Raw genomic sequence first — 12827 nt, 5'->3', positions numbered from 1 at the left:
AGCGATGTAGGGACTTAGAACTTAAATTCTAAACCTGTGCCTACAAGTGTTTGACTATCCTTTAGATTTGCCTGTTTAAAGCGCGCATAGCCTGTATAGCCATACGATCTTACCTGCTTGCTAAATGAATAACCGATACCTGTCATGATTTGCTGGGCTGTATAGTCGGTAGATTGATCTTTAAAACTGGTTTTGTTGGTGCTGTATTGGGCTTGTACATTCCATTTTTCATGATTTGGAATCTTGTATTCCGTACCGATAAGCCAGCCCACTGAATCATCAATATTGGCTGCACCTTCCTGATTCCCTTTTGCCTCTTCGATCTGAGATTTCTGGATCAAGGCCTTTAAAGCAAGGTCATCGGTTGCTTTAATACGGGTGATTAAGCGTGTTGTGTTTGCGGCAGCCAATACACCATCGACATTAATATTTGTGTCTGATGCGTTCAGGAAACCTTGCCCTAAAAAGTTACTTGGGATCGCCTTATCATAGGCAATACCTGCGACAAGGAATGGATTGGTATAGGTCAGAGAGCTTGACCACGCATCACCTAAGCCTTTACCGTCAACAGTGACACCCCCTTGACTACTTTTGATACCTTGGCCTTCTCCAGTTGCCAGAAGGGCAATAAATTCAACATTAGCATCCTGACCCACAGAAAACTTAGGTGATTCATATAACACCGAATTATTAATCCGGTTTTCACCAGGCATAATGCCAGTGACATCTGCGGTATTACGAACATAGTTATTAAAGCTATCTACTGGACTTGAAAGTCTCTTTAATGGTGAATTATGTTTGCCAACTTTTAGCGCACCTAGATATTTATCTTTTAAACCTACATATCGATCCCGTTGTGACCAGTCGGTACCATCGCCATCTGCATTAAATGCCCATTCTACTAAGTAAACTGCATCTAAACGATCTGTTAGTTTTTCCTCACCTTTAAGACCGAGAAAGGAACTATTCGTATTAATTTTCCATACATCTTTATTTTTTGTATGGGCATTATTTTCGGGTAAATAATCAACACTGGCGTCGATCTCACCATACATGTGAGGAGCAGCAAATGCTGAGCTGGTGATGATCGTAAATATGCTGGCAATTAAAACCGTAACTCTCATTTTTTCATCCTGAAAAGTTTATAAAGCATTCCTTAGGGATGATGTGTCATTGTTGTGTTGTTTAAAATAGTAAAATGCTTAAGCCTTTAATACAGGTAGATTTTTAATAGAGTGAATGGTTTTTATCAAGCGCTATAGCGGAGTGGTTATTGGAGTGGTTTAAATAAAATTATTTTAATCTTTTATAGATGTATTTATTATTTTTTAGATTTTATATTTTATTTAAGTGATTTCGGGGTTTTTATGTGAGTTGTTTTTTTAGGGTGTAAACGGTTATATTGTTAAAAAATAAAAAAGCCGCTAATAATAGCGGCTTTTTTATTGATTTGTTTAGAAGTGATTTACTGAACTGAAGAGATGATCAGTTAAATTACCTAAAGAAGATTGAAGCGATACAAGGTCGGTTAAAGAACCACCATTTGGATTTGGTTCACCCACCGCAATACCTGAACTTGATGAAACTGTTCCTGTAATCGCATCTAAAATTCCATCAACGCTACCATGGACATTGTAGTCGCCATTTCCAGCACTGATACTAATGAGGTTATTGAGGCTGTCAAGCGAGCCATCACCGAAGAGGGTGCTCACGTGGTCTTGTAATGTATCAACGGCCACATTTCCGCTACTAATTACGGTCTGGATTGGTTGAGCGATACCAGAAATAATATCTCCGCTATTTACGCCGCCGCCAATGCCGCCTGTAATACTGCCGATAATGTCAGTGATTGAGCCTAAAGGACCGCCTTCACCACCACCTATACCGCCAGTGATTCCACCGATGATGTTAGTGATTGAGCCTAAAGGACCACCTTCACCGCCACCGATACCGCCAGTGATTCCGCCGATAATGTCAGTGATAGAACCTAAAGGACCACCTTCACCACCACCGATACCACCAGTAATGCCGCCGATAATGTCAGTGATAGAACCTAAAGGACCACCGTCGCCACCACCGATACCACCAGTGATTCCGCCGATAATGTCAGTGATAGAGCCTAAAGGACCGCCTTCACCGCCGCCGATACCGCCAGTGATTCCACCGATGATGCCAGTGATTGCGCCAAGAGGGCCACCTTCACCACCACCGATGCCGCCAGTGATTCCGCCGATAATTCCAGTGATCGCGCCAAGAGGACCGCCTTCACCACCGCCGATACCGCCAGTAATGCCGCCAATGATTCCAGTGATCGCACCCAGAGGACCGCCTTCACCACCACCGATACCGCCAGTAATGCCACCTAACAAGCCACCAACGTCAGTTAGGTCACCCACTGCATGTTGAACCAGACCAGAAGCCGTTGAACCATTCGTAATCAGTGTACCGACAACGCCAGTAAGAGAGCCTGCAGCACCACCAATATCAGCACCTGCTAAATCAGAGATGGCTTCAAGTGTACCGTTTACAGTATCACGAGAGGTTTCAAAGGTGAGGGTACCGAGATTGGTCAGGTCGGTAACAGGATGAACACCCGGAAGTACGCTACCAATTGCACCACCGACCGTGCTAATACCTGTGTTGATAATATCTGTTTTCAGGCTTTCAACGCCTTGCAGTACATCAATACCAGTCTGGATTACGCCAGTGACAGGATTGTTGCCTAAGTCACCACCCGTAATGCCGCCGATGATTCCAGTGATCGCGCCAAGAGGACCGCCTTCACCACCGCCGATACCGCCAGTAATGCCGCCAATGATTCCAGTGATCGCACCCAGAGGACCGCCTTCACCACCACCGATACCACCAGTAATACCGCCGATGATTCCAGTAATTGCACCAAGAGGTCCGCCTTCACCGCCACCGATACCGCCAGTGATTCCACCGATGATGCCAGTAATTGCACCTAAAGGACCGCCTTCACCGCCGCCGATACCGCCAGTAATGCCACCTAACAATCCACCAACATCAGTGAGGTCACCAACTACATGTTGAACCAGACCAGAAGCTGTTGAACCATTAGTAATCAGTGTACCGACAACGCCAGTAAGAGAACCCGCAGCACCGCCAATATCTGCACCAGCTAAATCAGAGATGGCTTCAAGTGTACCGTTTACAGTATCGCGAGAAGTTTCAAAGGTGAGGGTACCAAGATTGGTCAGGTCGGTAACAGGATGAACGCCCGGAAGTACGCTACCAATTGCGCCGCCTACAGTGCTAATACCTGTGTTGATAATATCTGTTTTCAGGCTTTCAACACCTTGCAGTACATCAATACCAGTCTGAATCACGCCAGTGACAGGATTGTTGCCTAGATCACCACCAGTAATACCACCGATAATTCCAGTGATCGCGCCAAGAGGCCCACCTTCGCCACCGCCAATACCTCCAGTGATTCCGCCGATGATTCCAGTAATTGCACCTAAAGGACCGCCTTCGCCACCGCCAATACCGCCAGTGATTCCACCGATGATGTCAGTGATTGAGCCTAATGGGCCACCTTCACCGCCACCGATACCACCAGTAATGCCACCGATGATGTCAGTGATTGAGCCTAAAGGACCACCTTCGCCGCCGCCAATACCACCAGTGATTCCACCGATGATTCCAGTGATTGCGCCAAGAGGACCACCTTCACCACCACCGATGATTCCGCCTGCATTGGTAAGATCACTAGCAATATGCTGAACCAGACCAGAAGCCGTTGAACCATTGGTGATCAGTGTCCCGACAACGCCAGTAAGAGAACTTGCAGCACCACCAATATCAGCGCCTGCTAAATCAGAAATGGCTTCAAGTGTGCCATTTACAGTGTCGCGAGAGGTTTCAAATGTAAGCGTACCCAAATCTGCAAGATCACCAATTGGGTGTTCAGATTGATGAACTGCACCAATAATTGTATTTGCAACCGTATCAATACCTGTATTGATCACTTCAGTTTTTAAGCTTTCAAGTCCTTGAAGGACATCAATACCAGTCTGGATTACACCTGTGACAGGATTATTGCCTAAATCACCGCCAGTAATGCCACCAATAATATTAGTGACCGCGCCAAGTGGGCCGCCTTCTGTACCACCTGTAATACCACCGATAATGCCTGTTACTGCACCGAGTGGATTGCCACCAGCCCCGCCAGTGATACCACCAATAATGTTTGTGACTGCACCTAATGGGCCACCGTCAGTTCCACCTGTGATACCACCGATGATTCCGGTAACTGCGCCCAGTGGATTGCCCGTAGCGCCACCTGTAACTCCTCCAATAATATGCGTGACAGAATCAAGAGGACTACCACTTGTCCCACCTGTCACACTACCAAGAATGTTTGTAACTGCCCCAAGAGGATTGTTGGCCGCTCCGCCAGTAATACTGCTAACAGTATTCGTGAGTGTATTTGTTGAAACGATATTGGTAATGGTAGAGAGTGACAGGGGAGCAAGGAGTGAACCGCCAACATGTGATGTTGAGCTATTACTATCGATTAAACTCGAAGTAATGCTTTTAATGGGTGATAGAAGACTTTTAAAAAGCATAACGATACCTATATTTTTAAAGTTGTGTTGTTCTAAGTAGTTATTAAATTGCTATGATTATTTTGTGATTAAAGTCACATTAATCTATTTTAGTGTTATATGCGGCAGTTATTTTGTCAATCTGTAACGGTATTGATCTGGATTGTTAAATTTGAGTTTAAGTTGCTGAATAATATTTATTTTTTTGCATAAAACATTCTATTAAATCTACATATGTATTTTATTATAAAAAGGGCCATAAACTCAGTAGAATAAAATATAATCAAATTTATCATGTAATTAAAATGAATTTTCCACTCAAAAGCGCTCCTTTTTTAGGCAGAAATGGGAAAAGTTATAAAATTTGTTACTCATTTGAAAATAAATATTTCGACTAAAATAGTATGTTTAAAAAATAGATAAAAATCATAGTATTAATATTGTTTGGTAAGTTTTTTTAAAATAAAAATCAAGTAAAAAATGATGATCTTTTTACAGGTCAGCAATGTGTTGTTAAAAAAAACTTATTAATGAAAACTACGATTCTTGCTTAAGTAGATTGAAATTGTGGTCTAAGGGAATAGAAAAGCCACTGACCTCAGCAGCTTTTCTAAAAGTTAAAGATTAAAAGTGATGAACAGAACCGAAGAGGTGATCGGTTAAGCCTGATAATGGTGAGGTGATTGAAATAATATCTGTTAAAGAGCCGCCATTTGGATTTGGCTCACCTACCGCAATACCTGAACTTGATGAAATTGTTCCTGTAATCGCAGTTAAGATGTTATCAACACTACCATCTTCATTATTGACATGAACAAGGTTGCTAATGCCATCGAATAGATTGCCATTTGATAGGCTACCCAGACTGTCTTGCAGAAGATCGAGAGTTAAGCTACCACTGCCAACCACAATTTGAATCGGTTGAGCGACTCCGGAAATCACGTCACCACCACCGATACCGCCAGTGATTCCACCAATGATGTCAGTGATTGAGCCTAAAGGACCACCTTCACCACCACCGATACCGCCAGTGATTCCACCGATAATGTCAGTGATCGAACCTAAAGGACCACCTTCGCCACCGCCGATGCCGCCAGTAATACCACCGATAATGTCAGTGATCGAACCTAAAGAACCGCCTTCACCGCCGCCGATACCGCCAGTGATTCCACCGATAATGTCAGTGATTGAACCTAAAGGACCACCTTCACCACCACCTATACCGCCAGTGATTCCACCGATGATACCTGTGATTGCACCGAGAGGACCGCCTTCACCACCACCGATGCCACCAGTGATTCCACCGATGATGTCAGTAATTGAGCCTAAAGGACCACCTTCGCCACCGCCGATGCCGCCAGTGATTCCTCCGATAATGTCAGTGATCGAACCTAAAGGACCGCCTTCACCGCCGCCGATACCACCTAACAATCCACCAACGTCAGTTAGGTCGCCAACTGCATGTTGAACCAGACCAGAAGCCGTTGAACCATTGGTGATCAGTGTACCGACAACGCCTGTAAGAGAGCCCGCAGCACCACCAATATCAGCACCTGCTAAATCAGAAATGGCTTCAAGTGTACCGTTTACAGTATCGCGAGAAGTTTCAAAGGTGAGGGTTCCAAGATTAGTCAAGTCAGTAACTGGATGAACGCCTGGAAGTACGCTACCAATTGCACCACCGACAGTGCTAATACCAGTGTTGATAATATCTGTTTTCAGGCTTTCAACACCTTGCAGTACATCAATACCAGTTTGAATCACACCAGTAACTGGATTGTTACCTAAGTCACCACCCGTAATGCCGCCAATGATTCCAGTGATCGCACCAAGAGGACCGCCTTCACCGCCGCCGATACCACCAGTGATTCCACCGATAATGTCAGTGATCGAACCTAATGGACCACCTTCGCCACCACCAATACCACCCGTAACGCCACCGATAATTCCTGTAATTGCGCCAAGAGGACCGTCTTCACCGCCACCGATGCCGCCAGTGATTCCACCGATGATTCCAGTGATCGCACTAAGAGGACCACCTTCACCACCGCCGATACCGCCAGTGATTCCACCGATGATGCCAGTGATCGCGCCAAGAGGCCCGCCTTCACCACCGCCGATGATTCCAGTGATTGCACCAAGAGGCCCGCCTTCACCACCAATACCGCCAGTGACGCCTCCAACAACCCCAGTCACCGTACCGAGTAGGCCTGTGCCACCTTCGCCATCACCTGCCACAATATGAATAATGTTGGTCACTGGGCTTAGTGGATTAAATTCACCTTCACCATTTAAACCGCTGAGGTCGAGTACCGAGATGGCATTGCCTGAGAAGTTAATTGGAATCGTAATCGGTGTCACGATACTGGCATCATCACCAATACCATTGCCAATACCGTAATTATGCTCACCATTGCCTGCGCCAATACCGCCGAGCAAGCCGCCTGAGCCATTACCACTACCACCGTTGCCTGTACCATTCCCATTGTTGGTGCTGTCATTGTCCTGAACATAGTTGTTGGTTGTGGTCGATGAATTATTGTGAGAGTTGGCAGTTGCGCTACCAAATAAAGAGATTGCATTACCTGAGAGGTTAATCGGAATGGCAATCGGGGCGACGATGCTGGCATTGTCTGCAATACCATTACCGATGCCATAGTTATGTTCACCATTACCTGCTGCAAAACCATTGAGTAAACCGCCCAAACCAAGCAAGCCGCCTGAACCGCCACCTACGCCATTGCCGCCACTATTACTATTATTGGTGGAGTCATTATCCTGAACATAGTTATTGGTTGTGGTTGAGGAATTATTGGTTGAGTTGGCTGTTGCGTTACCAAAGATCGAGAAAGCATTACCCGATGCATTGATTGGGGTCGTAATCGGGATCACCACACTGGCATCATCGGCAATACCATTGCCAATACCGTAGTTGTGTTCGCCATTACCTGCGGCAACACCATTTAATAATCCGCCTCCTGTGCCATTGCCTGAACCGCTGCCAGTACCGTTACCGCCGCTATTACTGTTATTGGTTGTATCGTTATCCTGGAAGTAGTTATTGGTTGTGGTCGAAGAATTATTCACTGAGTTTGAAGTGGCATTACCAAAGAGAGAGAAGGCATTACCCGATGCGTTAATTGGTGTGGTAATAGGAGCAACCACACTGGCATCATCAGCAATACCATTACCAATACCGTAGTTGTGCTCGCCGTTACCTGCACCGACACCATTTAATAAGCCACCACCAACGCCATTACCTGCCGTACCGCCAACACCGCTACTGCTGTTGCCGTTATTAATGCTGTCATTGTCCTGGAAGTAGTTTGTGGTTTTGGTTGAGGAGTCGTTGACTGAGTTTGAAGTGGCATTGCCAAAGAGGGAGAAGGCATTACCCGAACCGCTGATTGGCGTTGTGATGGGTGCAACGACACTAGAGTCATTGCCGATACCATTGCCAATACCAAAGTTATGGTCGCCATTCCCCGATGCAGGGCCATTACCCCAACCACCAACGCCATTGCCAGCCGAGCCATCAGTCAGGCCAGTGCCGCTGTTGCTATTGTCAGTAGTGTCGTTGTCTTCATAATGATTGACGGTTGTGGTCGATGAGTTATTGACTGAGCTTGTGGTCGAGTCTCCAAAGACAGAGAACGAGTTACCCAAGCCGCTGAGTGGGGTGGTGATTGGCATAACCACACCAACGTCATCACCATTACCGTTGCCAATACCGTAATTATGTTCGCCATTGCCTGCACCGACACCATTGAGTAGACCACCGATACCATTGCCAGAACCACTACCTACACCTGTGCCGCCGCTGTTGCTATTGTCTGTCGTGTCATTGTCACGAACAATATTGGTGGTGATGGTCGAAGCATTGTTATGAGATGAGTTATTGGCATCACCAAAGAATGAGAACTCATTGCCTAGGCCATTGATTGGCGTCGTGATGGGTGTGGTGATACCTACATCGTCACCATTGCCATTACCGATACCATAGTTTTGCTCACCATTGCCTGCACCAATACCGCTCAGTAGGCCTCCGATTCCATTGCCAGCAGCGCCTGCGCCACTATTGCTATGGTCGATATGATCATTATCTTCTACGATGTTGGTGGTATTGGTTGATCCATTATTGACAGAGGTATTGCCTGTATGAGCCGGATCATTGCTGCCGAACCATGAAACATTATTCCCCATGGCATTGATTGGAGTCACAACTGGAGAAGTCCAGTCTGCGTCATCACCGTTACCATTGCCGATGCCGTAATTGTGTTCACCATTGCCAGCGCTGATACCATTGAGTAAGCCACTCAGACCATTGCCAGTGCCGCCTGTACCTGTTCCACTATTGCTATTATCAGTGCTGTCATTGTCCTGAACATGGTTCAGTGTGGTGGTTGGTGCTGAATTGGTAGATGAGTTATTGCCACCACCGCCAACAGAGTTGCCGAGTACATTCAATGGTGTAGTCCAAGGCACAGTAATATCGACATCATCTCCATTGCCGTTCCCGATGCCATAGTTTTGTTCGCCATTGCCTGCGGCAGGACCATTGCCCCAGCCACCAACACCATTACCCACGCCACCTAGGCCTGTTCCAATATTGCTGTTATCGGTTGTGTCATTGTCCTGAATAATGTTGGACGTGGTGGTTGGTGCGGTATTGGTCGAGTTCACATCGCCATCGCCTAAACCTGCAAATGAGTTGCCGAGTACATGCACTGGCGTAGTCCACGGTACGGTTACGCTGGCATCGTCACCGTTGCCATTGCCAATTCCGTAATTATGTTCATCATTGCCTGCACTAATGCCGTTGAGTAAGCCACCTAAGCCATTACCTGAGCCTCCGACACCTGTACCTTGATTGCTGTTGTCAGTTGTATCGTTGTCTTGAATCACATTAGAAGCTGAAGTTGGGGCTGTATTGACGGAGTTCACATCACCGCCACCAAGACCTGCAACTGAATTGCCGAGTACCTGAAATGGTGCTGTGACGGGTGTCGTGATACTGGCATCATCACCGTTACCATTGCCGATGCCATAGTTCTGTTCACCATTTCCAGCACCGACACCATTTAACCAGCCACCACCACTGCCGTTGCCCACAGCACCAGTACCTGTATTGCTGTTATTGATGGTGTCATTATCTTGAATGTGGGTAGAGGAGGAGATCGGTGCTGTATTTATAGAATTCACATCACCACCACCCAAGCCAGCAATCGAATTACCTACCGCTTGAACAGGTGTCGTCCATGGAATCGTGACTGTGGCATCATCACCGTTTCCATTACCAATGCCATAATTGTGTTCGCCATTTCCTGCTGCCACACCATTCAATAAGCCCCCACCATTGCCGTTCCCAGCACCAGTGCCAGTATTGCTATTATTGGTGGTGTCATTGTCTTCAATGAGTGTAGTTGAGCTGGTTGGTGTCGTATTAACTGACTCCAGATCGCCATTACCAAGCGCTGCAACAGAATTACCTAAAGCTTCGAATGGCACTGTAACAGGTGTCGTAAGATTGGCATCATCTCCGTTGCCATTCCCAACGCCATAATTATGGTCGCCGTTTCCAGAAGCGATACCACTTAACAAACCGCCATTGCTGCCATTCCCGGCACCTACGCCAGTATTGCTGTTATTGATAATGTCATTGTCTTGGACGTGAGTCGAAGATGTTGTCGTCGCCGTATTTACGGATGACGTACCTCCAAGCCAAGGGAATGAGTTGCCTAATGAATGAAAAGCTGTCGTAAAAGGGAAAGGAAAATTAAGATCTTGGGCGTTACCAACCCCAACACCGTAATTTTGATGACCATTGCCTGTGATAACACCGCCTAATAAACCATCACCTGAACCATTACTATTATTGGTGATGGTGGTATCTTCGACCTGAACATGATTTGTTGTCGATACAGTGTTAACAGGAACTGGCGCCGTTGCTTGGCTATTACTACTCGAAAGCGAGAGAATACCCGTAATTGGTGATAAAATATTTTTAAATAACATGTCGATATACCTATAATTATTAAAGTTTTGTTTTATTTAGCTTAATAATTATGTGACTCCTGTCTCATAATATACCAATTAGTATTGGTTGATTAACGCTTTAATGTCAATATTGCAGTATGTATCATATTTTTAATGGGTTATAAAATTGATATAAAACAAAGAATTGGAATCTGATTTTAAAGTCTGGATTTTAATTGTTATTAATATTATGAAATTATAGATTATTTATAAAAATTACAGAGTCATTTATGATGATGTATCGAAAAATTAATTAGTTAATTGAATTTTAATAACTAATCTATTTAAAGTTCTTTTTAGGTACTGATTTGAATTGGCCCATGATGATATTTTTAATCATAGCGGTGAATAACATATTTTTTAGTCAAACGGGCTTCGTTACGCTGATTGTATCTGGATCATGTGCTGAATCTATAGCCAGTTGATCGATAACTTTGGAAAAAGGACTTATCTTTTGCTAAAAAGTGCGTATAATGCCCTCCATCAAATATGCGCTCATAGCTCAGCTGGATAGAGCACTTGGCTACGAACTAAGGGGTCGGGAGTTCGAATCTCTCTGAGCGCACCAATTTGAAAAAAGAAACCGCTTAAATGCGGTTTTTTTGTGCCTCAAATTTTTGCCTTGAGTTTCTGAACAAAGACAGCATTACCGCCAACGGCTGGTAGAACCTCATGATAAGGCAGGCTTCGCATTGCTCTTAATAAAAAGGGGGCTTTCTCATCGACTTTCATACTGCTGGTCATTTTAAATAAAGTGCCTTGATTCATCTCAGTAAATCGCATCTCGCCTTTAATAAATCTTAAATCCCCTCCATTGGCATAAAAACTACTTTTAGTCGCTTCTGGATAATTAAAATGTAATTTAAAAGCGAAGGGGATATTGATAACACCAAGCCCGACATTGACCTGAATATCAGCATCTTGCCCCTGATTCTGAATCGGTGTGGTGATGACTTTTTTAATCTGGCGAGGAAACAATTCCTGATAGGCAGCGGGTGTTAACCATTTTTGCAGTTGCTGCGGTGACTGTTTATAAAATTGATAGGTGGTAGTAAAACGCATAGCTTCCCGCCCATGCGTATAAAGGATACTGGTGGGTGCATGAATAAAGCTTACCGGTTGTTGTGTAGTCTGAATCAACTGGCTAATTTTGGCGAGCTGAGCTGGATTTAATTGTGGTGTCGGGAGTTGTCCTGCATTTAATGGCGTGACCGTCTGCTTGTTAAAGCGGTTGCGCAAGGCCTCCAAAACAAAGGCATTGCTGCTACTTGGTACACCTAACTTGGCTTCGGGAATAGCATTCAGAATTTTCTTAAAAATAAAACCCTTCGGTTGATTTAAATCGCCCCATTGAGTCAAGGTAATTAAGGTACGGTACTCGTCCAATGCAAACCATTCAAATTTGCCTACGCCGTAGGGAATAGGCGCATCAATCACCAGACTAGAAATACTATTGGATTTGATCTGATGCTGTAAGGTGACATCTTCATTGAAATTCAATACAGGAATAGGTGTCGGAATTGAGACCCGATATTTCATCTGCACAATATTGCCTGATTGTTGCAGTGTTTTAGCAGATTTCAAGGTGGGAAATAAACCGACATATTGACTAAAGTCAGTCAGGGTTTTGGCGACCTGTTGCGCATTGACAGGCACAATAATCGCGGCTGAATTGAAACTCACACTGGGCTGAGGATTGGTTTTTAAGGTCGGCACCGCAGTTTTTGTTACAGGATGTCCAAAGATAAAAATATTATTTTGGGTATAGCTTGCCAATGTTTGTGGATTGTTCTGAAATGGTTGTAAGGCACTGGGAATATTGTCATTCCATGACAGAATCTGTGCAAAACAACTTTGTGTGATGCCTAAAAAAATACAAGAGACAAGTAGACCATTCAAATAACGCATCACATTCCTTTGATTTTTATTTGTGATTTGGTGGACAGGGGTTAATACCTCATGACTAAGGATATCCCTGCCGATTATTAATAAGATTTTTTAGCGTTAAAAAATAGTCGTGTTGTGTAAAACTTATTCAGAAGGTTTATTTCTTTGGATTGAGTCATAAAAATGATCTAAATGGCTTAAGAAATGTCTATTTTTTTCAGTGCTCACAAATAGCAAATCAAACATGAATATATATAAAAAAGAACAATTAAGGCCATTTGAATCTCACATTTAAATTTTGTATCAAAACGCCATAAATGTGATTTCCCCGCG

4 protein-coding genes and 1 tRNA gene are annotated in these 12827 nt (G+C 44.5%); 1 reads left to right on the top strand and 4 read right to left on the bottom strand.

Translation table 11 applies throughout. The features are described 5' to 3' along the window. Positions 1-14: 14 nt before the first annotated feature. The 3 genes from IEV36_RS06820 to IEV36_RS06810 form a co-directional block, all read right to left on the bottom strand. On the bottom strand, positions 15-1124 hold the full coding sequence (locus IEV36_RS06820) for a porin (protein WP_005259780.1): 1110 nt from the start codon (positions 1122-1124) through the stop codon (positions 15-17). Between the two features lie 330 nt (positions 1125-1454). Further along, positions 1455-4592: a hypothetical protein gene (locus IEV36_RS18785; protein ID WP_227591682.1), complete on the bottom strand. Its 3138-nt coding sequence runs from the start codon at positions 4590-4592 to the stop codon at positions 1455-1457. Positions 4593-5195: 603 nt separating this feature from the next. Continuing rightward, entirely contained in the window at positions 5196-10586 is a 5391-nt protein-coding gene (locus IEV36_RS06810; protein WP_005259776.1) for a beta strand repeat-containing protein, read from the bottom strand. A gap of 512 nt (positions 10587-11098) precedes the next feature. Between IEV36_RS06810 and IEV36_RS06805 the strand changes: the two genes are divergently transcribed. Continuing rightward, positions 11099-11175 (top strand) — tRNA-Arg (locus IEV36_RS06805). 41 nt (positions 11176-11216) lie between these two features. Here IEV36_RS06805 and IEV36_RS06800 read toward each other — a convergent pair. After that, complete coding sequence (locus tag IEV36_RS06800) at positions 11217-12515, bottom strand: SRPBCC family protein (RefSeq protein WP_005259774.1); 1299 nt, start codon at positions 12513-12515, stop codon at positions 11217-11219. Between the last annotated feature and the right edge of the window lie 312 nt (positions 12516-12827).

The sequence above is a fragment of the Acinetobacter vivianii genome (genome assembly GCF_014635885.1).
GTDB lineage: Bacteria > Pseudomonadota > Gammaproteobacteria > Pseudomonadales > Moraxellaceae > Acinetobacter > Acinetobacter vivianii.
Note: the sequence above shows the minus strand (reverse complement) of the source record. Positions and strands in the feature narration are given on the sequence as shown.